This is a genomic window from Mesorhizobium sp. J428, from assembly GCF_024699925.1.
GTDB lineage: Bacteria > Pseudomonadota > Alphaproteobacteria > Rhizobiales > Rhizobiaceae > Mesorhizobium_A.
The window spans coordinates 4,003,199-4,023,292 of record NZ_JAJOMX010000001.1 but is presented as its reverse complement, the minus strand read 5'-3'; the positions used below and the strand labels follow the sequence as shown (position 1 = coordinate 4,023,292).

General features: G+C 67.0%; 20 protein-coding genes. 1 reads left to right on the top strand and 19 read right to left on the bottom strand.

Going from position 1 to position 20,094, the window contains the following annotated elements; all coding sequences use genetic code 11:
* Position 1 precedes the first annotated feature (1 nt).
* The 19 genes from LRS09_RS20180 to LRS09_RS20090 form a co-directional block, all read right to left on the bottom strand.
* Complete coding sequence (locus LRS09_RS20180) at positions 2-2,350, bottom strand: glycoside hydrolase TIM-barrel-like domain-containing protein (RefSeq protein WP_257808671.1); 2,349 nt, start codon at positions 2,348-2,350, stop codon at positions 2-4.
* A 2-nt stretch (positions 2,351-2,352) separates the two neighbouring features.
* Entirely contained in the window at positions 2,353-2,790 is a 438-nt protein-coding gene (locus LRS09_RS20175) for an NlpC/P60 family protein (protein ID WP_257808670.1), read from the bottom strand.
* Positions 2,787-3,671, bottom strand: coding sequence for a DUF2163 domain-containing protein (locus LRS09_RS20170; RefSeq protein WP_257808669.1), 885 nt, complete (start codon positions 3,669-3,671; stop codon positions 2,787-2,789). The genes LRS09_RS20175 and LRS09_RS20170 overlap by 4 nt, the downstream gene beginning before the upstream one ends.
* The gene (locus LRS09_RS20165) at positions 3,668-4,318 is read right to left on the bottom strand and encodes a DUF2460 domain-containing protein (RefSeq protein WP_257808668.1); all 651 of its coding nucleotides are present in this window, start codon (positions 4,316-4,318) and stop codon (positions 3,668-3,670) included. The genes LRS09_RS20170 and LRS09_RS20165 overlap by 4 nt, the downstream gene beginning before the upstream one ends.
* Positions 4,319-4,441: 123 nt before the next feature.
* Positions 4,442-5,008, bottom strand: coding sequence for a phage tail tape measure protein (locus tag LRS09_RS20160; protein ID WP_257808667.1), 567 nt, complete (start codon positions 5,006-5,008; stop codon positions 4,442-4,444).
* Complete coding sequence (locus LRS09_RS20155) at positions 4,993-5,226, bottom strand: rcc01693 family protein (RefSeq protein ID WP_257808666.1); 234 nt, start codon at positions 5,224-5,226, stop codon at positions 4,993-4,995. Before LRS09_RS20155 ends, LRS09_RS20160 begins: the two co-directional genes overlap by 16 nt.
* Positions 5,223-5,561 (bottom strand): gene transfer agent family protein, encoded by a 339-nt coding sequence (locus LRS09_RS20150; protein WP_257808665.1) that lies wholly within the window; start codon positions 5,559-5,561, stop codon positions 5,223-5,225. Before LRS09_RS20150 ends, LRS09_RS20155 begins: the two co-directional genes overlap by 4 nt.
* Positions 5,558-5,974 carry a phage major tail protein, TP901-1 family gene (locus tag LRS09_RS20145; RefSeq protein ID WP_257808664.1) on the bottom strand — a complete coding sequence of 139 codons (417 nt, stop codon included), beginning with the start codon at positions 5,972-5,974 and terminating at the stop codon, positions 5,558-5,560. Before LRS09_RS20145 ends, LRS09_RS20150 begins: the two co-directional genes overlap by 4 nt.
* A 645-nt stretch (positions 5,975-6,619) precedes the next feature.
* Complete coding sequence (locus LRS09_RS20140) at positions 6,620-8,572, bottom strand: hypothetical protein (protein WP_257808663.1); 1,953 nt, start codon at positions 8,570-8,572, stop codon at positions 6,620-6,622.
* A 183-nt stretch (positions 8,573-8,755) separates the two neighbouring features.
* Positions 8,756-9,166 (bottom strand): DUF3168 domain-containing protein, encoded by a 411-nt coding sequence (locus LRS09_RS20135; protein WP_085464702.1) that lies wholly within the window; start codon positions 9,164-9,166, stop codon positions 8,756-8,758.
* The gene (locus LRS09_RS20130; RefSeq protein ID WP_257808662.1) at positions 9,147-9,332 is read right to left on the bottom strand and encodes a hypothetical protein; all 186 of its coding nucleotides are present in this window, start codon (positions 9,330-9,332) and stop codon (positions 9,147-9,149) included. Before LRS09_RS20130 ends, LRS09_RS20135 begins: the two co-directional genes overlap by 20 nt.
* Positions 9,329-9,655: a phage head closure protein gene (locus LRS09_RS20125; protein ID WP_257808661.1), complete on the bottom strand. Its 327-nt coding sequence runs from the start codon at positions 9,653-9,655 to the stop codon at positions 9,329-9,331. Before LRS09_RS20125 ends, LRS09_RS20130 begins: the two co-directional genes overlap by 4 nt.
* Entirely contained in the window at positions 9,655-10,224 is a 570-nt protein-coding gene (locus LRS09_RS20120; RefSeq protein WP_257808660.1) for a head-tail connector protein, read from the bottom strand. The genes LRS09_RS20125 and LRS09_RS20120 overlap by 1 nt, the downstream gene beginning before the upstream one ends.
* Before the next feature lie 159 nt (positions 10,225-10,383).
* Entirely contained in the window at positions 10,384-11,622 is a 1,239-nt protein-coding gene (locus tag LRS09_RS20115; protein WP_257808658.1) for a phage major capsid protein, read from the bottom strand.
* Positions 11,619-12,251, bottom strand: coding sequence for an HK97 family phage prohead protease (locus LRS09_RS20110; protein ID WP_257808656.1), 633 nt, complete (start codon positions 12,249-12,251; stop codon positions 11,619-11,621). The genes LRS09_RS20115 and LRS09_RS20110 overlap by 4 nt, the downstream gene beginning before the upstream one ends.
* Before the next feature lie 57 nt (positions 12,252-12,308).
* Positions 12,309-12,632 carry a DUF6107 family protein gene (locus LRS09_RS20105; RefSeq protein WP_257808654.1) on the bottom strand — a complete coding sequence of 108 codons (324 nt, stop codon included), beginning with the start codon at positions 12,630-12,632 and terminating at the stop codon, positions 12,309-12,311.
* A gap of 114 nt (positions 12,633-12,746) precedes the next feature.
* Positions 12,747-13,955: a phage portal protein gene (locus tag LRS09_RS20100; protein WP_257808653.1), complete on the bottom strand. Its 1,209-nt coding sequence runs from the start codon at positions 13,953-13,955 to the stop codon at positions 12,747-12,749.
* 163 nt (positions 13,956-14,118) lie between these two features.
* Positions 14,119-15,342, bottom strand: a complete 1,224-nt coding sequence (locus tag LRS09_RS20095) for a DNA-packaging protein (protein WP_257808651.1) — start codon at positions 15,340-15,342, stop codon at positions 14,119-14,121.
* On the bottom strand, positions 15,293-16,114 hold the full coding sequence (locus LRS09_RS20090; protein WP_257808650.1) for a hypothetical protein: 822 nt from the start codon (positions 16,112-16,114) through the stop codon (positions 15,293-15,295). Before LRS09_RS20090 ends, LRS09_RS20095 begins: the two co-directional genes overlap by 50 nt.
* 439 nt (positions 16,115-16,553) lie before the next feature.
* Here LRS09_RS20090 and LRS09_RS20085 point away from each other — a divergent pair, with 439 nt between their 5' ends.
* Positions 16,554-20,054 (top strand): PAS domain-containing protein, encoded by a 3,501-nt coding sequence (locus tag LRS09_RS20085; RefSeq protein WP_257808648.1) that lies wholly within the window; start codon positions 16,554-16,556, stop codon positions 20,052-20,054.
* Positions 20,055-20,094: the final 40 nt, after the last annotated feature.

Genomic DNA, 20,094 nt, shown 5'->3' with positions numbered 1-20,094 from the left:
GCTAGCCGGCCACCATCCCGTCCGCCGCCCGCGCATCCGCCTCAAGCCCGCATCCGGCGCAGACGCTTTCGATCAGGTCGGAGATCTCGACCGCGCCGAGCCTGCCGTTCAGCCAGTGGCCGGCGAGCCAGTTCTCGCCGTCGCGCCACGCCTCGCGCTCCAGCGGAAAGGCCGGAAACGGCCGCGCGTCCCAGGCCCAGGCATAGACCCGCTCCGGGTCGAGCATGCGCCCGCCATAGACGTTCGACACAGGATTGTCCGTTTCGACAAAATCCTCCCCGCCCGGCGTCCAGTGGCGAAGATGCGCCTCCAGGAACCGCCGCTGCGCGAGGTCGGAGCGCCCGCCATTCGAGAAATAGGGCAGCGCATTCTCCGACGATTTCGGGTCCGGAAAGACGTTCGGCTGGTTCGGCCCCTTGTCGACCGCGGCACAGCCCAGTTCGGTGAACCAGAGCGGCTTGGACTGCGGCTCCCAGGCCGTCGGCGCCGCATTCTCCACGCCGCCGATGCGGTCGAAATGCGGGTTCGCCCACCACGAACGGAGGTCCTTGTAGCGAAACACCCAGTCCTTGCCCGCCAGCCCGTCCGCGATCTGCGTTCGCTCCCGCGCCCGCCTTGCCTCGGCGTCCGGATAGACCCAGTCGAACCCCTCGCCGGACGCGATGCCGCGACGTAGCCCGTCGCGGTCGTAGGGTGCGGCGAAACCGTCCGGATTGCCGCCGGAAAAATCCTCGTCGCGCCAGTCAGACAGCGGCATGTAGTTGTCGACGCCCACCGCGTCGATGTCCCCGCTCGCCCACAGCGGGTCGAGGTGGAAGAAGACGTCACCGCTCTCCAGGTGGTGGCCGAAATACTCGCTCCAGTCCGCGCCGTAGGTGATCTTGGTGTCACCGCCCAGAATGCCGCGCACATCGGCGGCAAGCGCCACCAGCTGCTCGACAAAGGGAAACGCGTTCGCCCCGTCGCGCAATGTCGTCAGTCCGCGCAGTTCGGAGCCGATAAGGAAGGCGTCGACGCCGCCGGCAAGAACTGCCAGATGCGCATAATGCAGCACCAGCCGGCGATAGCCCCAGTCGTCCGCTTCGCCGGTGAAGATCACCGTGTCGTCGCTATCGGCGAAATCGCCCGCCGCCGCCGCGCCGCAGAAGGCGGCGACCTGCGCCCGCGCGGCCTCCGTCACGTCCGCGCTGCCCTCCTGCTCCGGCCCCGGAAAGCACGAGATCCGCCCGCGCCACGGATAGGCCGCTTGCTCTGTCGCGCCATGCGGGTCCGGCAGCCCGTTGCCGGGCGGCACATCCATCATCAGGAACGGATAAAGCGTCACCTCCCATCCCCGCGCCCTGATCGCCTCGATCGCCTGCACCACCGAACGGTCCGACGGCGTGCCGCCATAGGCCGCACCTCCGCCATGCTGCGATACCGTCCGGGCGTCGGCCGCGCTCACGCCATTCACGCTCCAGCCGGTGCCGAGGAACGGCCCTTCGGCCTCCACCACGGCCGGATAGAGGCTGCATTCGCCGGCGCGCAGGTCGTCGCCGAACCAGGTCACCACCAGCGCGACATGCTTCAGGTTCGGCGCGAGCATGGCGAGCTCGTCCAGCGAGGCGTCGATGTCGGTCTCTGCGAACAGCACGTGCCGGTTAACGATCTCCGTCTCGCCGCGCCTTATCGTCTTGGTGATGCGCTCGCTCGCCAGCCCGTGCTCCGTCGCGCCGGGAATCAGCGCCACCGCCCGCAGCCGCGCGCCGAAATCGCCGATCGGCCGCAGCACCTCGAACTGCATCTGCGGGATGCGGTTGCCATAGTCGCCGATCGGAAACCGTTCCAGCACCGCATAGGCCGTGCCGCGATAGGCGGGTGTCTTGCCCTCGCCCTGCTTGGCATCGATCAGCGTGTCGGGCATCTGCAATTCGCCGCCGCGATGGATGCGGATCTCGACCTCGCTCAGATCCACCTCGCGCCCGTCGGCCCAGACGCGGCGGATGCCGGCGATCTCGCCCTCGCAAAGGCCGAAGGCGGCATTGGCGAAATAGGAATAGGTCGTCGTCCGCGCGCCGCCCTTGAAGCCCTGGCGTTCGGTGTGGCTCGCCTCCTCGAACCGCGTCGCCCAGATCAGCGTGCCGCCGATGCGCGCGGCACCGTAGACGCGCGCCATCGGCGCGCCCTCCTCGCCGGTGAAGGGCCTCATGGCACTCAGCCGCGGCCCCTCGCGATGCAGCGTCGAATTGATCAGCGCGCGGTCGATCAGGTAGCCGGCCATCGATCCCGCGGCGCCCAGCACGGCCGCGCCGGTCGTGCCGAAAAAGCCGCCGAGAAATGCCCCGGCGGCCTGCAGGATCAATGTCGCCATGGTCAGCCTCGAAGGTCGGGGAAGGAAAACGTGCCGCAGAGCCTGCGGCGCCAGTGCGGGTCGAGCGGCGAGGAAACCACCGCATGTCCCTGATAGGCATGGAGAAACCGGTCCGGCGCGAGCGCGATGCCGCAATGCCTGGCGGGCAGTCTCGGCCGGATGCGAAAGAGCAGCAGGTCGCCTGCCGCGACGGACCGTTCCGCCTTCTCCCGGCAATGCCGGCGCGCGGCCGCCATCAGCGGGTCGCCCTCGCCCGTCTCCGCCCAGTCGGCGGCATAGGGCCCCGGCGCCTCGGTCTCCGCGCCATAGACCTCGCGCCACACGCCGCGCACCAGGCCAAGGCAGTCGCAGCCCACGCCCTTCCGCGCGCCCTGGTGCCGATAGGGCGTGCCGAGCCAGCCAAGTGCCGCGGTGACGATCCTGTCCGCCGGCGCGCTCACGGTACCAGCGCCCCGCCGTCGAACTCGATGCCGTCGGTCACATAGGCATAGGCCGCGTCATTGCCCGGCATATGCGGAAAGCCGCGGAAATTGAGTCGGTTGGCAAATTTCGTTCGACAGGTTTCGAAGCGCTTGTCGCAGCCCGCGACCAACGTGAATGCGTCGCCCGTCTCGACACCCTCGCCGCCCTCATCGAGCGTCAGCGTCACGCGACTGCCCTCCTTGCGATGCACGGAGATCCGCGCCGCCCGCCCCTCGAGCGCACCGCTCGTCCACGTCAATTCGCCATGCGCGAACCAGCCTACCGCGAAGGCGTCGAGCCCCGAGACCGCGACCTCCGCCCCTCGCCGCTCCGTCACCGCGCCAGCACCGTGAAACCCTTCCTGCGTCAGGTCGACGCCGCAGCGCCCGTCACCCAGCCGCGCGTCGCAGGTCCGGCGGAAGTGCCGCCCCACCCGCTTTTCCAAGGCCGCCGCCGGCCCATTCAGTTCGACGCGAAATGCGCCGTCCGCGCGCGTGATCTTGCCCACCGTTGCCCTGCGCAGCACCGCGTTCTGTTCGGGCGCACGCCAGTTGACGAGATAGGTCGTCACCGCCGCGCCGTCATAGCGGCCAGCCGCGATGTCCGCCTCGCTGATCGCATCCGACGACAGCGCGCCCTCGACATCGGTCGCGTCGCCCGCCAGCCCGATCGCGTCGCGCGCCTCGGTCGCGGTCATGCCGCTCTGCGGTTCGCAGACGACACCGCCAATCGTAAGCACCCGGTCATGGTCGGTGAAACCAATCACCATCCCGTCCGCCCGCGCCACCGTCCAGCAGTGGCAAAGCGTCGTCACGTCCCGCGCCAGATGCGCGAGGAAATCCTCTGAAAATCCGCTCATGCGACCACCTCGACCAGCGGGATGGTCGGCACCGTGCCGGCGCGAAAGCTCGCCAGGCTCGCCTCGATCCGGTCGGTATCGAAGCGCACCGGCACATGAAACGCGAACCCCGCCGTCACCACTGCACCCTCGCCCGGCACATGGCCGGGAAGGAATATTACGACGCCCGTCGCCGCGTCGGCAGCAAACGCCACGCCCTCCTCCGCCTCGTCGCCGTCCACCGCTACCCGCACGCTGCCAGCCAGCGGCTTCGTCACCGGCCGCACATAGGCATCGTCGCCCTCGCCATAGGTCTTGACGAGCTGGAAAGTCGCCGTCCCATCGTCTCCGACACCGATCGGCTGGTCGATCGCCGTCGGCTCCGCCTCCGGCCGCCCGGACTTCATGTCGAACGGATCTCGGAACCGGAACGCGTGCAGCGAGCCGCGCCGCGCCTCGAAGAAGGCGAGCACATCGTAGAGGTCGTCCGCCGAGCGCAACCCGGTGCCGGCGTCATAGCGCCGCCTTGCATGCGCAAACCGCGCATTGCGCGTCTCGCGGCCTGACATCAGCTCGATGATCTCGTTGCGCCGCTCCGGCCCGCCGGTCGCGCCAAAGGAGACCGCGAGCGGAAACACCACGTCGTGGAAGGTGAAAAGGTCGGTCATGGTGGTTTGTTCCCTTGGCAGGGGAGTAAGGGAGTAGGGGAAGCGTGCGCGCTACGAAGCAAACAGCCAGCCTAAACAATCACTTACTGCCCTACTGCCTTACTCCCCTATTCCCTTGCTCCCCTACAATCCCCTCATCCCCCGCGACGCCGCCCGCGCCAGCATCGCGGAGACCTGCGCCTCGGATTTGCGGAACGAGGCGGCATCGGGCGTTGTCACGTTGAACACGATTGTCTGCGTGGCCGCGCCGCCGCCGGCCGCCACGCCCAGCCGCCCGTCGGCAGTGCGTGCCAGCGGCATGATCGCCTCAGCGCCCGCCTCGCCCATCAGGCCAAGCCCGCCCTGCATGCCGAAATAGGTTGGCGCGGCGACCAAGCCGCCGGCCGCGAACGGGGTCACCCGCCCCGGCACGCCGCCCTTCTCGAAGGGCAGGATCCCGCCCAGCAGGCCGGAGAAGAACGATCCGAACAGCGACTGCAGCGGCGCCATGCCCTGGTTCAGCGCCATGCCGGCGAGGTTCAGCGCAACCCGGCGCAGGATGTCGTCCAGTTCCTTGCCGCCGATCACCGCCGATTTCAGCGCGCCGGTCAGCTGCGACCCAAACGCGTCCGCCAGGCCTTCCAACTCCGCCAGCGCGTCGGCAAACGGTGCCGTGTCCGCCCTGACCGAGACGATCACCTCTTCGTCCATCCCTCTTTCTCCTCATCCGGAAAGCGGCGCATCAGCGCCTCGAACGACGCTCGACCGGGCGCGCCGTCTCCCGCCGGAAACAGCACCCGCACCGCGCGGTCGAATTCGCGCGGGCTCATCGTCCAGAAATCCTTCGGCGAAAGCCGCAGCAGGCCGAGCCCGATGGTCATCACCTGCTCCCAGGGAAAGGCCGCCGGCGCGCCCGCTGCGGTACTCAAGGGTCCGAGTTCGGGCGCTCCTTCGCGCTGCCGAACGTCGCCGTCAGAAGCTCGCCCACGATCCGCGCGAAGCCGGCGATGCCGTCCTCGCAGCGCATCGCGCGCACCTCTTCGTCGCTCACCTCGTGGCCGGCGCCGCGCAGCCCGCAGCCGAGGATGCGCACTATGTCCGAAGCCGACAGCCGTCCTGCGGAAAGACGGGCCACGAGCGCGGACAGGTCCTCGGCCGCGAACGCGTTTTCCAGTTCGGCCAGCGCGCCAAGCGTCAGGCAAAGCCTGAACGGCCTGCCGTCCAGCGTGGCAGCGATCTCGCCGCGATGCCGGTTCACGCTCATGCCGCGGCCTCGAAGGCGACCAGTCCGGCCGATTCCAGCGCGATCTCGAAGGTCACCTCGCCGTCATGCGCGCCGGTATATTCGAGCGAGGTGATCTGGAACGGGCCTTCCACCGTTCCGAAATCCGGCACCACGGCCTGCCAGTCGCGGATCGCGCCGGCAAAGAACGCGCTGCGGATTGCCGCGTCCGACGCCTGGTCCTTGAAGATCCCCGCGCCCGACAGCGAGGCTCGCTGCACGCCGGAGCCCGCCAAAAGCTCGCGCCAGCGTCCCGCGCTCTCCGAATCCGTCACGTCCACCGTCTCGCTGTTGAAGGCGAGCCGCTTCGTCCGCAGCCCCGCCACCGTGACGAAACTGCCCGCCCCGCTCTGGTCGAGCTTCAGCAGCAGGTCCTTGCCCTTCTGTGCGACCATGAAGGTCTCCTCTTATGTGGATTTGGTTGCCAAGATCCGTAAGGCAGCGGGCGAGCGCGATGAGAGCGATCTTTGCCGGTTTATCTGCCTCATAAAGTCGTTCGTAGAAAGTTTTCAACAGCGAGCGGATTCGCAGAATGCCGATGTTCCCGTATGGAGCGCCTGTCGGACGCGTCTTCGGTAGCCGCAGATCGAGCGCCGGCCGGCTTTGTGCCGCGAACCGGGACGAGGCCAGCGAACATGGCGATCTGCCGGCCGGCGCAGGCCTGCGCCGGTGGTTATCTCTTTACCTGGCGTGGCCCACATGGTCACACTAGCGTGGAAGCTCCTTCAGCCCCGGTGCCGTGTGCAGGCATCACCCACACTCGTCAACTTTGGTCGGGAAGGCGTCAGCAATGTCCAGGGCGAAAGCCCAAAGGCCGGTGCGGTCATCTGCTGACGGCTTTCCAACTCCCCGGTCCGGAACCCGGGGAGTGCCATGCGATACCTCACCATCTTAGCCGTGCGTCCCGGCCGCGCGCCGATCGATGGACACTGCTGCCCGCGCCTGCTCGATGGCGCAGAGGTTTGCCTCGCGACAATCAGAGGCATGTCGAGTGAGCCCGACGTCCAAAAAAATCAGGCTAACAGGGGAAGTGTTGCTAGTTAGTGCAAAACGAAACCGGCAAGGCCCGAGCGGATTGCTGTAGCACCGACCTGCACGGCGATGCGAAGGTAGGCACACCTCGGATCGGTCTTGATCGGGCATCGCGTTCTGTTCCAGTCATCGAGGCTTTCATCGACCATCTGGGCTCCAGTCTTATACCAGGTTGTCGTGGTGATGCCGAGGCTGGCGCCGCCTGCCGTAAGCTGCGAGGTGATGATGTAGAGCCCTCCATCGCCGCTGATCTTCTTGCACCACCAGTCAAGGATATAGTCCTCGCCGCCCTTCACGCGGGTGTCCGTCGTATCTCCCGGTGTGGCGATCGAGCCAGCCGTGCCAACGCTTTCGATGGCAATATACAGAGTGTGGCCCGGTGGAGGACTGTCTGTGCTGCGGTGAAAATTGCCGCCCGTCAGCCCAGTGAGCGCCCATCCACCCTTGGGCGTGCTGAGGTCGGCCGTCGCGGACATGGATGCTCCACTGACATCAGCTCCGGTGATGATGGGGCCGTGCCCGCCTTTGAAGCGGTAGGATGCAAAGGAACTGTGGTTCTCAAGGATGACATTGGAGGCGGAGAGGCGACCACCACGAACGAACGCTTTGGTTGGAGCGTTGTTGGGATCAAACCGGAACTCGCGGAACTTGCTGTTTGACAGCATTATTTCAAAGTCAGGAGCCTCGTCGGCTTCCACGAGGTTGACATTGCTGGCAACCGCCACTCCGGCCAGCCACTGCGACTCTGTCACTCGGCGGAAGTATGCTTGGTCAATGGAGAGCGTCCCGGTAGTCCCCGGCGCCACCACGAACAGCGGACCCTGGAGCCCCGCGACGAACCCGCCGGAGTTCTGCGAAATCGAGCACGACCCATTGAGGTAGCTGGAATTGCCGCACTCCCACTGAGGCTGGACGAGCGTCATCCCCTTGCCGTAGAGCATGTAGCCCACGGTGAGTGCGTTCTGGAACTCGTCGCCGATGCTCTGAAAGCTGCCCTCGTCGCATCGAACGTTCCATGTGTCCGCGTTCACCCACCATGACGAATGTGATCCGCTCTGCTGCACAAGCCAAACACACCCGGTTGTGGTGACGATGGAGTTGAGCGCGTTCATGTAGAACGGTCGCATGACGCCGATCGTCCGGGCATTTCGGATGAATATCTCCGACTGTGCGATGGCCGCCTGTGCCGCCTGTCCATAAAGATTGCCGATGACAAGACCATTCTTGATGGCAGACATGAGCAGGCCGTCAATAGTCCCAAACTGTGTCGGGGTGGCGTTGGCGATGACGGATCGGAGCTGGAGGGCGCACCCGTAGTTATGGTGGAACAGAGCGGAAGCGCTTCCCCCATCCGATACAATATCGAGATCCTTGATGTTGAAGTGGCGGTAGTCCTCAAGGATGACGATCGCGTCCTGCGCTGTGGTCGCGATGCCGTAGATGCGCGTGCCTTTGAAGGTTATGAAGCTGGGGACGCCCGACACCGTCTTGAGCAGGACGGAGGTCACTGCCATCACGCCCGGCCCAACTTCGAGATAGCCGCGAGCAACCGTGTTTGCGAGGTTGAATGCCGCAAGGAATGCGGCTGTGTCATCTGTGCCCGTGCGAGATGTGGTATTGAAGTCCGCCTTGACGCCGCACCATTCTGCCTTGACGACTAGCGTATCCCGCTGACGCACCCAGCAACCGGACGAAGTCGCCACGCTAGACGAAGGGACGTAGATACCCTCCATCGGATCGGCCGCGACAAGCGACGTGAAGTTGCCTGCGGTCCAGACAAACAGCCCGACACGCCCCCGTTCAGTTAGGTTGACGGTCGTGATGGCCGTCGTGTCGAGCGCATAGATATCGGCGCGGGAGGAGACGGGCCAAATGACGGGGCCGTAGTGGTTGTCTCGGTCAAATGCGTCTGCGGCGACATTTGTTGGATCATAAACAGACGCAAGCATATCACCGGGCATGGGGTGCTCCATTTCATGTCTAAGGTGGATAGGTGGTTGTGCGACGGTGAAGACGCCGTCGCCGTATCAGACGTCTGGGGCGATCAGGCGCAGGCGGTTATCTCGTTCCTCGGCGCGGCATAAATAGCCGCTCCGGAACGCTGAAATTGGCAGGTCCCTGGAAGATGAGGCGCAGTTTCGCCCCTACCCCACCGGCTCCGTCACCGCGCGAAAGCGCAGCAGGCCGTGGTGCACCGACAGGTCCTCGTCGTAGCGGGCCTCGGCGAATTCAAGCGTCATGTTCACCAGCGCGTGCCCGTCGAGTTCCTTCGGCGCGGCGTCGATCAGCTGGCGGATCGTCTCCATGATCTCCAGCGTCTCGGTCTTGCCCTTGGCCTTCGACCAGACATGGATGGTGAAGAGCTGCTCCGTGCCGCTCTCGGTTCCGGTGCTCCAGTCGTAGATCGAGGTGCGGCCGAAGCTGACATAGGGAAAGGCCGCATTGGGCGGCGTGGCGTCGAACACCTTCTGCCCGCCCAGCCGCGCCACCAGCGCGGCGTCCGCCGTCAGCAGCGCATGGATCGCCCTCTGCAGGTCAACGGCCGGCGACGTCATCGCGATCCCTCCCCTCGATCCGTCGTACGGAGTTAGCCCGCTTCGGCTTGCGCGGAACATGAGCCTCGCGACGGTAGCGAACCTCCATCGTTTCCGCCAGAGCTTGCCCGCGCCCCCGCAGCGCGCGGATCAGTCCGTCCACGGTCAGTCCGAGCGCAACCTTCATCGGCCCTGCTCCCTGGTCCGGCAGACGAGATAGCGCCCCGTCTCGTCGGGATCGTGCACTGTCAGGACCGACAGGATCCGGTCTCCCATGACGAAGCGCATCCCGCTCGCGACGTCCGGGCGATGGCGGATCGTCACGCGATGCGTCACCTCCTCGATCGTCTGGTCAGCGCCGAACTTCTCCCGCGCGACGATCGCCTGCAGCCGCGCGAACACAGTCGCGATCTGGGTCCAGCTTTCCGTGAACCCGCCCGCGCCGTCCGGCGTCCGTGAAGCCTCCTCCAGCACGAGTTCCGTGCGCAGTTCTCCAGGGTCGACCCGCATCACAGCCGCCCCGTCCGATAGGTCGAGATCAGCCGGTCGAAGCCGGCGGGGATCGACACCGGCTGGTCCGCCGCGCCATAGGCGGCGCGGAACTCATACCAGTGCGCCACCAGCATCAAGACGGCGCGTTTCAAAAGGTCCGGCACGTCGGTCCCTGCCTCGCCGAAGCCGGCCGTGAAATCGACCTCGATGCCGTTCAGCCGTCGCTCCGGTGCTGGCGGCGATGTGAAATGCAGCCTTGCCGGCCGGCTCGCCAGGTCCGCCTCGTAGCTGCCGGGATCGAGCACCGCCGCCTCGCCTTCCTCGCCATAGACGGTGACCGACAGTATTTCCTTCACCGGATGCCGGCGCAGCCGCACCAGTCCATCGTGCGGCCAGTCGTCCATCGACAGCCGCCAGGACTGGTCGATCAGCGCCATCCCCGTCTGCGCCTCGACCTCGGCCCGCGCCGCCCGGATCAGGCCCGCAATCAGCACGTCCTCGCTGTCATGCGCGACACGCAACTGCGCCTTCGCCTCGGCGAGCGTCACCGGCTCGCCCGCGGGATCCACGGTTCGATAAAGGGTCATGAGTGCTCCGGGTTGCTCGCAACTGATTTCGGGGAGGACAGAAACCGGGGCCGGCGAGTCGAATGGGCCGGCTGGAGAGAACCGGAGCGCAGCGGACATTTAGGTCCGCGAGCACCGGAAGCGCATCCAGCCGAGTCCAGTCGGCCGGGCGGCGCCGGTTTATGCCTCCCCGAACTTCATCAGCTTGATCGCGTTGAAGTCCTGCACCCCGCCGCCGACGCGCTTGGTGGTGTAGAACAGCACGTAGGGCTTGGCGGAATAGGGATCGCGCAGCACGCGCACGCCGGTGCGGTCGACCACCAGGTAGCCGCGGCCGAAATCACCGAAGGCGATCGACAGCGAATCCGCCGCCGCGTCCGGCATGTCCTCGGCCTCGACGAGCGGGAAGCCCATCAGCATCGCCCGCGCGCCGGGGCCCGCCGGCGGCTGCCAGAGATAGTTGCCGTCGGCATCCTTCAGCTTGCGGATCGAGGCCTGCACCTTGCGGTTCATCACGAACACCGCGTTTTGCCGGTAGCCCGCCCGCAGGCTGTAGATCAGGTCGATCAGCTTGTCGGAGGGGTGGGACGCCGGCAATGCCCCGTCGACGCCGGTCGCGACATAGCCGAGGTTGCCCCAGCTCCACGAGCCGTCCGCGACCGCCGTATAGTCGAGGAAACCCTTCGGCTTGTTGGTGCCGTTGCCGGTGACGAAGGCAGTGCCCTCCTGCTCGGCGAAGGCCGCTTCCACTTCGCTGGCGATCCACTGGTCGAGATCGACCGCGCTATCCTCCAGCAGCGAGGCGGTCGCCGCCGGCATGGCGTAGATCTCCATCGCAGGGAACGACAGCTCCGACAGCGTCGCCGTGTTGGTCTGCGGCCGCGACGCCGTCTCCGCCACCCAGCCCGACGACGGGCCGGACACCGCGAACGGCTTCTTCAGCACGGCGGTCGACACCTGCCGCACCGAGGCGATCGAGCGGATCGGCGACAGGTTCGCCAGCCGCTTGCCGATCTCGGTCTCGGTCTCCTCCGGCACCAGATAGCCGCCGTCGGGGCCTGAGCCATAGGACATCGCCTTGATGTCCACCGCCTGCAGGCCGCGCTCGTCGCCGCGCCGCACATAGGCCTCGAAGGCCTCCTTATGCTCGCTCGCAACGCGCCCGCCCGCCTCGCGACCGAGCGCCGGCCGCGCCTTGCGCAGCAGCAGCTGGTCCATCGCCCGCTTCTGCTCGTCGAGCGCCTTGCCGATGCGGTCCACCTTTTCGGCCGTCACGGTGTCTTCGCCGAAACGGGTCTCGATCTGCGCGATCCGCTCGTCATTGGCCTCCCGAAATGCCTCGAAGGCGCTCATGAACTCGCCGAAGGCCTCGGAAATGTCGGCGCCCTTCACCTCGGGCGCATGCGTGTCGTTGCTCATGCGAACCTGTCCTCTTCTTCTGTCTGGAGTGTCTGCGCTGCCTGGCGGAACCGCTTCGCCAGCCCTGCCTGTCTCAGTGCCGCGGCCTCGCCGCGTAGCTGCCGCACGATGTCCCGGCGCATCCGCGTGATGCCCGCCGGGCCGGTTCCCTTGACGCGGTCGATCCGCGCCTCCGGCAGCATCGGGAAGGTCACGACCGAGATTTCCCACAAATCCGCCTCGAGGATGCGCCGCACGCCGGTGCCGGCATCCTTTCGCGCCCGCACGGTGCGGAAGCCGATCGACAGCCCGTCGAGCGCGCCGGACCGCATCAGCGCCAGCACCTCGCGCGACCGCGCCACGCCCGGCGTCAGCCGGCCGCGCACGTAGAGCCCGCGCGCGTCCTCGCGGATCGTCGTCCACCTGCCGATCGGCTGGTTCGGATCGTGCTGGAACAGCATCCGCACGCTCTCCGGCCCGCGCCGTCTCAGCGAGCGCAGGAAGGCGCCCGGCTCCACCGCGTCGCGCGACAGGTCCACCTTGCCGAACAGGCTGGCATAGCCCGAAAAGGCGCCGTCGGCCTCGACATCCTCCAGCACCACGCCCGCGAACTTGCGCTCGACAGGCCGGCGCGCCGGCTCCACCGTCATCTCGCTCTCCTTGTGATTGTACTCTCCGGCTCCGTGCCGGCACGCGGGTGCCCGCGATCAGTCGCGCGCCGCGTCCGCCGGCTTCCGCGCCAGACGGCGCGAGACGAGCCCCACGGCCCACCAGGCGCAAAGGCTCGCGGCCGCCGAGCCCATCAGTGTCGTCTCGACCGGCCCCAGCCGGTCGGCGATCTCGAGCTCCGCCGCGATCTTGATGCCGGCCGCGCCGCCGAAGGCGAGCCCCGCGACGACGCCCACTGCAAAGCGGATCGCCGCCTCGCGGCGCCCCTTCGGCAGCACATAGGCGATCGAGATCGCCGACCCCGCCACCGCGCCAAGGCCCTTCGCGACCCACAGCCAGGTCGTGTTCGACAGATCCGTCATGTTGGATGATCCCTTCGGGAGGCAGTAGGCAGTAGGGCTTAGGCGGTCATCGCAGCCGGCGACCAGGCATGGAGGGATCCTCTTCCCTACTGCCTACTGCCTACTGCCTACTGCCTACTGCCTCCTCCCATACCCCACCGCCTCCCGCTTCTCGTCGTCGGTGAGGAAGTCCGCCGCCTGCAGCCGGCGCCACAGCGCCTCGCGCTCCAGCGAGAGACCCTCAATCCCGTCGGCGTCGTACCAGAGCCGAAGCTCCTCGCCGAAGCGGGCCGACAGGAATTGCGAAAACGCGTCCGCGATCCGGCCGACCATCGGAAGCACGGTCAGGCGGTAGAAGGCGCGGTTGGCCTCCTGGTAATTGGCATAGGTGTTGTCGCCCGGAATGCCGAGCAGCATCGGCGGCACGCCGAAGGCGAGCGCGATGTCGCGGGCGGCGCCGTTGCGCGCTTCGAGGAAATCCATGTCCTTCGGCGTCAGCCCCATCGCCTTCCAGTCGAGGCCGCCGTCAAGCACCATCGGCCGCCCGGCATGGGCCGCGCCCGAATAGGTCTGCTCCAGCTCGACCTTCAGCCGGTCGAACTGCTCGTCGGTCATGTTGCCCCCCTCCTTCGGCGCATAGACCAGCGCGCCGGAGGGCCGGGCCGAATTGTCGAGCAGCGCCTTGTTCCAGCGCCCCGCCGCATTGTGCAGGTCGAGCGCGGTCAGCGCCGCCTCCAGCGGCGGGAAGCCGTAATGGTCGTCGAGCGGATGGAACAACGCTAGGTGCAGCGCCGCCTCGCCCAGCGCGATGCGTCGCTTCGCCCTGCCCGTCCGGTAGTCGAGCGCCACCGGCCAGCCATTGGCGTCCTCCACCACACTTACCCGGTCCGGCCGCAGCAGATGCAGCTCCCGCGCATCCTCGCTGGCCTCGGCCATCTCGACATAGGCGTTGCCCGAGATCAGCAGATGGCCGGCCAGCGCCTCCATGAAGGCGGCACCCGTCTGGCGCGGATTGGGCGCGGCGAGCAGATCCAGCGCCGGATGCCGCTCCAGCTCCTGCGTGCCCTGGTAGAGCACCAGCGGCGCCGCCCCGACCGCCTCCGCCACCAGCCGCACGCAGCGATGCGCGACCGGGTTCATCATGTAGCCCTGCCGCGCCAGCCCGGCATAATCGCGCCTGGTCCACGCCGCCTCGCCCTGCATGTGCAGCGCGACGAAGCCGGTCGCCGCCTTGGTCGCCGCCACTTGAGTCGAAGCTGCTCGCAACGCGACCGGCTCGCGCCTCTCCTGCGTCTCTGAAAGGCGCACGCGTCCGCGCCCGGCGAACGGCCAGGTCCAAGCCATCGAGGCTCCTCCTTGGAGTTTGTTAAAGTGGAATGGTGAGCGGAGTAGGCAGTAGGCAGTAGGTGCGGACTTCATGAGCCCAACTATCGCTGTTTCGCTTATATTGCGGCCTAACCAAGCGGTTCGTAATTCTCCTACTGCCTACTGCCTACTGCCTATTCCCCTACCCCATCCCCCTCACCCGCGGCTCCGCCCGCTGCCGCAGCATCAGTTCCGTCACCGCCCAGACCAGCGCGTCGACGCGATCAGGCGAGCGGCCGTTGGCGAGGCCGTCCGGGCCGAAGTCGCACATCTCGTCCTCCAGTGCCGCGAAACGCTCCGCGTGCCGCACCTTGCTCTGTCCGTAGAGGGCCGCCACCGGCTCGGCGCGCAGCCACTTGCCGCGGCTGGCGCGCACCGGCCTGACCGGCACGGCCGGGTCCACCTGCGCGATCACCGTGCCGACCATGTCGCCGCCCTGGTTGGTCTCGGCGACGATACAGTCGGCGCCGAGGCGGTGATACAGCGCCACCGCCCTGCCCGCCCATTCGAGCGGCGAAAGACCGGCGGCACTTGCATCCGCCAGCACCACGGCGCGCCCGTCCGCCTCCAGCCCCGCCGCCACGATGCCGCAGGCGTCCGAGCGCTTGGTCGCCGAGGCCGGCGGATCCACCGCCACCACGATGCGCCGCAGCTCGCCGGCCGGCGCGGTCTCGGCCTCGATCCGCGCCCGCGACCACAGCGCGTCGTCGCGGTCCTCGACCAGCTCGCCGTCCAGTTCCTGGCGGCCCAGCCGCGTTTTGCCGTAGCGCTCCTTCACCGCGGCGAGAAAGCCGGCCGCCAGGTTCTGCGCATTGTCGGCCGTGCGCATCTGCGTCACATGCACCCGCTCATGCGCCATCAGCTGTTTCAAGAGCTTCACCGGCCGCGGCGTGGTGGTGATCAGTTGCAGCGGTTCGCCAAGCCGAAGCCCGAACTGCAGCATGTCCCAAGTCGCCTGCAAATTCTTCCACTTGGCGAACTCGTCGCACCAGGCCGCGTCGAACTGCGGCCCGCGCAGGCTGTCCGGATCCTCCGACGAGAACGCCTGCGCCACCGCGCCGTTGTCCCACACCAACCGTCGTCGGGTCGCCTCGAAGCGCGGCCGCGAGCCGCGCGCGACGGTCCGGATCCCCGACGGGCCGTCGATCATCACCTCGCGCACGTCGGCCAGCGTCTCGCCCACCAGCGCGATGTTCCGGTATTTCGGCCGTCGCGAATAAGGCGGGAAGCCGCGCACGAGCCCATTGACCCATTCGGCGCCCAGAAGCGTCTTGCCCGCACCGCGCCCGCCGACGACCAGCCAGGTCTCGGGCGGATCAGGAAGCAGGCTGCGCCAGATCGGTATCTGCGCCGGGCGACCCCGCATCAGCCACTCCGCGTCGACGCGTCGCGCCTCGTCCTCGCCGGCGCCGCTGGTCGAGGAACTCGGCGCCTTCGACAGCGAGTTCGACAATGCGGCGGTCAATTCTCTTGAATACGTCGGCGAGTTTCTCATCGCTCTTCTTCTTGTTGTCCTTCGTCCGTTCGGCCGCCAGAGCCTCCCAGCGGTCCATCATCTTGCCGAGCGCCGCGAGCCCTTCGACCTGCGCCTTGTCCAGCCGCCCGCCGCGTCGGTCGGCATTCTCGATCAGCCGGCCGACCTGCCGCGCGACGAAGCCGCTGGCATTGGCGAGCAGCTCGACCGGGTCCATCCTGTCCCAATCGGGCACGGCAACCGCCGGAGCGGGTCCTGCTGCAGGGTCGCGCGCGGCACGTTCCCCGGCGTCCGAGCCCATCGCCGGTTCCGGCACGTTCGCCCGCATCGCGGCCGGGTCCGCCGGCGCGCCGGTGGGAGGCGGCGGTCCGCCCGGTCGCACCGCCTCCTTCCCCTTGGCGTCTGGAGGCGGCATGTTCGCGACCTCCTCCTCCGGCGGCTCGCGCCCCGACAGGGCAGCGGCGATCGTCTGGACCTCGCGATAAAGGCCGCGGATCTCCTGGTTGCGATGGTCGATCGTCTTCCAGCCCTCGGCGGAAGAACGGGAATAGACGTGGGAATTGTCGACGCCCAGCACGGCCGCCACCCGCACCCTGGTCGGGGGCTGGCCTTCCGAGAGCTCGCGCGCGGCAAGCCACTGCGCCTCGCTGATCCCGCGGCCCATCCAATGCTCCGACGATGTCATGAAATGAAAACCGCTGGGGCACCCCACTCCGAAAAGGAGCTTGAGAGGCACACTTCCGACGATGACGAAACCCTACCAGACCACCGTTACGGCGTCAAGGGATATTTTCCTATCATTTTGTACGAAGCCCGCACGGTGAGGAATATGCCACGGACGATACCTGCCGCGAAAGCGCTGTCGCCGTTCATTGCAATCCGATCGAACGCTTTGAAGCGAGACACGGTCGGCATCTACCAGCATTGCGACGAAGTCCATCTTGCCCACTAGCCGCTACCTTGGCACTTGACCGGCAATAAATCCGGCACCCCGCCGCAACCATTTGTTTCTCCCCACATTCTTCCTTCGCCGTGCGTTCGTCTTGGGGTGGAATGTGAACATCGCGACTTCAGGATACGGGTTCCTGGCGGGGGGCGGCCTCATGGCGGCGCTGATCCGCGATTATGACTGGACCGCCACACCGCTCGGGCCGATCGACATCTGGCCGTCTCCTCTGAAGACCATCGTTGGAGCGATACTGCGTTCGCCGGTTCCGATCGTCACTCTTTGGGGCGAGCGGGGAACGATGATCTATAACGACCCCTATTCGCGCTTCGCAGGCGAACGGCACCCGTCGCTGCTCGGCTCCGCCGTGCGGGAGGGATGGCCCGAGGTCGCCGACTTCAACGACAATGTGATGAAGGTGGTTCTGGGTCGGGGCGATGTCCTGTCCTATCGCGACCAGGAACTGACGCTCTACCGGCGCGACGGTGCCCCCGAGCAGGTTTTTATGGATCTCGACTATTCCCCCGTTCTGGGGGAACTCGGGGAGCCGATCGGGGTCATGGCCATCGTGGTCGAGACCACCGAGCGCGTTGCGGCCGATCGCAAGCTCAGGGAAAGCGAGGATCGCTTCCGCAACATCGCCGACGCGGCACCCACCTATATGTGGATTTCCGATTCCTCCTATGGCTGCACGTGGTTCAACCAGCCGTGGCTCGATTTCACCGGCCGCCCGCTCTCGGCCGAACTCGGCGAGGGCTGGCTTGATAATGTTCATCCCGACGACCGGGAGGAGGTTCTTGCGGCCTACGACCGTAGCTTCGCCGCATGCGAGCCCTTCCGCCTGACCTACCGGATCAGGCGTCGCGACGGCGAGTGGCGCACGTTCGAGGAAACGGGGGTGCCCCAGATCGCGGCAGACGGCACGTTCATCAATTTCGTCGGCTGCTGCAACGACGTCACAGAGCAACGCGCCGCGGAGGACGCGCTGCGGGAAAGCGAGACCCGGCTGCGGTTTCTGGACGAGCTTGCGCTCGAGACCTCGGCGAGCCTCGATGCCGACGCCATCCTTGCGACGACCACACGCATGCTTGGGCAGCATCTCGGCGTCGCGATCTGCGCCTATGCCGACATGGAGGCGGATCAGGATCACTTCACCATCCGCGGGGACTGGAGCGCGCCCGGCTCGCCCAGCATCGTCGGCTACTACAGCCTCGCCGATTTCGGCCGCAAGGCCGTCGATGTCCTGGGCCGAGGTCTTCCGTTGATCGTCAACGACAACCTGAAGGAGCTTGCCCCCGAAGAAGCCGCGACCTTCCAGGCCATCGGCATCGGCTCGACCATCTGCATGCCGCTGGTGAAAGAAGGCCGTCTCACCGCCCTCATGGCGATCCACCACAAGGGTCCTCATCACTGGAGCAACGGGGAGCTTTCGCTGTTGCGCGAAGTCACCGAACGTTCCTGGGCTCATGTCGAGCGGGTCCGTTCCGACCAGGCGTCCCGGGATGCGGCGGAGCGGCTGCGGCTTGCCACCGCCGCGGCCTCGATCGGAACCTGGGACTTTGACCCGCAAACGGGCGCGCTGCGATGGGACGAGCGCTGCAAACAATTGTTCGGCCTGCCGCCCGACGCGCATGTCACCTACGAAGGCAGCTTCCTTGCAGGTCTCCACCCCGACGACCGACAGCGGGCCGACCAAGCGGTGCGGATTGCACTCTCCGCGAGCGACCCTCACCCGTTCGACATCGAGTACCGCACCGTCGGCATTGAGGACGGCGTGCTGCGCTGGATCGCGGCGACCGGCAGCGCCGAGTTCCACAATGGCAAGGCCGTCCGTTTCGTCGGCGCGGTGCACGACATCACGGCGCGCAAGGGTGCCGAGATGCGCCTGCAACTCCTCAACGACACCGGCGCGGCTGTGGCCGCGGACCGAGATCTTGCCAGCATCGTGCAGACGGTCACGGATGCGGGTGTCGAACTCACCGGTGCACAGTTCGGCGCCTTCTTCTACAACGTCGTCGACGAGGCAGGCGACAGCTACATGCTTTATGCCCTGTCCGGCGCATCGCGCGACGCCTTCGCGGGCTATCCGATGCCGCGCGCCACGCACGTGTTCAGGCCGACATTCGAGGGCGAAGGCGTCGTCCGCTCGGACGATATTCTTCTCGATCCCCGCTATGGCCGAAACGCGCCGAACAAGGGAATGCCCGAGGGCCATCTTCCCGTCCGTTCCTACCTGGCGGTTCCGGTGGTGTCGCGCACGGGCGAAGTGCTGGGAGGCCTGTTCTTCGGCCATGCCGAGCCCCGCCGTTTCACGGAGGTCCACGAACAGGCCATCCTCGGCATCGCAGGCCACGCGGCGAGCGCCCTGGACAACGCAAGGCTTCTTGAATCTGTCGAACGAGAGCTTCAGGAGAGGCGACGCGCCGAGCAGGCGCTGCAGTCGCTGAATTCGACGCTGGAGGAAAGGGTCCGCGCCGCGGTGGCCGAGAGAACCCTGGCCGAGGAACAGCTTCGCCAGGCGCAAAAGATGGAGGCGATCGGCAACCTCACGGGCGGTATCGCGCACGACTTCAACAACCTGCTCATGGCGGTTCTCGGCAGCCTCGAACTGTTGCGTCGACGCCTGCCCGACGACCCGGCGCTGCTCAGGCTGGTGGACAATGCCGTCCAGGGCGCACAGCGCGGCAGCGCGCTCACCCAGCGCATGCTCGCCTTTGCCCGCCGCCAGGACCTCAACATCCAGGACGTCGACGCGGAAAGGCTGGTGGCCGGCATGACCGAGCTGCTGCAGCGGTCGCTCGGTCCGATGTTCAGCATCGAGACGAGCTTCCCGCCGAGCCTCCCGGCCGTCGTTACCGACCCGTATCAGCTCGAATCCGCGCTGCTCAATCTTGCCGTCAATGCACGCGATGCGATGCCGGGATCGGGATCGATCATGATCGGGGGTCGTGAAGAGGTGCTTTCGCAACCGACCGGCGACCTCAAGCCCGGCCGCTATGTCTGCATCTCGATCACGGATACGGGCGAAGGCATGGACGAAGAAACGCTCAAGAAGGCTGCCGAACCGTTCTTCACGACCAAGGGTGTCGGCAAGGGCACGGGGCTCGGCCTGTCCATGGTCAAGGGGTTGGCGGAACAGTCCGGCGGAACACTCAGGCTTGCCAGCCGTCCGGGGGTCGGAACGACCGCCGAGATCTGGCTGCCCGCGGGCGGCGCCGCCCCGCTTGCGGCAGAGGAGAATGTTGTTCCGGCGCCGGTCGAAACCGGCCGGCAGCATAAGGCCCTGCGCGTCCTGTGCGTCGACGACGACGTTCTCGTCCTGATGAATTCCGTTGCCATGCTCGAGGATCTTGGCCACCAGGTCGTGGAGGCGAGTTCCGCCGCCGAGGCGCTGGACCTGTTCAGGGAGGGGCAGTTCGATCTCGTCATGACCGACCACGCCATGCCGAAGATGACGGGGACCGAACTTGCGCGGGAACTGAGGGCGATTCGGCCGGAGGTTCCGATCATCCTCGCGACCGGCTATGCCGAGCGGACGCCCGGCATGTCCGACGAGCTGCCGCGCCTGGCGAAGCCTTTCTGGCAGGCCGACCTCGAAGCGGCGATCCTCAGCGCCATGACGGGAAAGGGTCCCGCGCCGAAATCGGGACAGGGCTAGGCCGGAACGGCGCGAGCCGCTCCGGCGGCGTCGGGGGAGA

What these genes read in the sequence shown, in the direction of transcription:
- LRS09_RS20110 (WP_257808656.1), bottom strand. Translation starts at nt 12,251, where the DNA reads ATGACGGTGGAGCCGGCGCGCCGGCCTGTCGAGCGCAAGTTCGCGGGC.
- LRS09_RS20090 (WP_257808650.1), bottom strand. Translation starts at nt 16,114, where the DNA reads ATGGGCCGCGGGATCAGCGAGGCGCAGTGGCTTGCCGCGCGCGAGCTC.
- LRS09_RS20115 (WP_257808658.1), bottom strand. Translation starts at nt 11,622, where the DNA reads ATGAGCAACGACACGCATGCGCCCGAGGTGAAGGGCGCCGACATTTCC.
- LRS09_RS20150 (WP_257808665.1), bottom strand. Translation starts at nt 5,561, where the DNA reads ATGAGCGTGAACCGGCATCGCGGCGAGATCGCTGCCACGCTGGACGGC.
- LRS09_RS20130 (WP_257808662.1), bottom strand. Translation starts at nt 9,332, where the DNA reads ATGAAGGTTGCGCTCGGACTGACCGTGGACGGACTGATCCGCGCGCTG.
- LRS09_RS20105 (WP_257808654.1), bottom strand. Translation starts at nt 12,632, where the DNA reads ATGACGGATCTGTCGAACACGACCTGGCTGTGGGTCGCGAAGGGCCTT.
- LRS09_RS20140 (WP_257808663.1), bottom strand. Translation starts at nt 8,572, where the DNA reads ATGCCCGGTGATATGCTTGCGTCTGTTTATGATCCAACAAATGTCGCC.
- LRS09_RS20135 (WP_085464702.1), bottom strand. Translation starts at nt 9,166, where the DNA reads ATGACGTCGCCGGCCGTTGACCTGCAGAGGGCGATCCATGCGCTGCTG.
- LRS09_RS20120 (WP_257808660.1), bottom strand. Translation starts at nt 10,224, where the DNA reads ATGACCCTTTATCGAACCGTGGATCCCGCGGGCGAGCCGGTGACGCTC.
- LRS09_RS20165 (WP_257808668.1), bottom strand. Translation starts at nt 4,318, where the DNA reads ATGACCGACCTTTTCACCTTCCACGACGTGGTGTTTCCGCTCGCGGTC.
- LRS09_RS20145 (WP_257808664.1), bottom strand. Translation starts at nt 5,974, where the DNA reads ATGGTCGCACAGAAGGGCAAGGACCTGCTGCTGAAGCTCGACCAGAGC.
- LRS09_RS20125 (WP_257808661.1), bottom strand. Translation starts at nt 9,655, where the DNA reads ATGCGGGTCGACCCTGGAGAACTGCGCACGGAACTCGTGCTGGAGGAG.
- LRS09_RS20160 (WP_257808667.1), bottom strand. Translation starts at nt 5,008, where the DNA reads ATGGACGAAGAGGTGATCGTCTCGGTCAGGGCGGACACGGCACCGTTT.
- LRS09_RS20180 (WP_257808671.1), bottom strand. Translation starts at nt 2,350, where the DNA reads ATGGCGACATTGATCCTGCAGGCCGCCGGGGCATTTCTCGGCGGCTTT.
- LRS09_RS20100 (WP_257808653.1), bottom strand. Translation starts at nt 13,955, where the DNA reads ATGGCTTGGACCTGGCCGTTCGCCGGGCGCGGACGCGTGCGCCTTTCA.
- LRS09_RS20170 (WP_257808669.1), bottom strand. Translation starts at nt 3,671, where the DNA reads ATGAGCGGATTTTCAGAGGATTTCCTCGCGCATCTGGCGCGGGACGTG.
- LRS09_RS20085 (WP_257808648.1), top strand. Translation starts at nt 16,554, where the DNA reads ATGGCGGCGCTGATCCGCGATTATGACTGGACCGCCACACCGCTCGGG.
- LRS09_RS20095 (WP_257808651.1), bottom strand. Translation starts at nt 15,342, where the DNA reads ATGCGGGGTCGCCCGGCGCAGATACCGATCTGGCGCAGCCTGCTTCCT.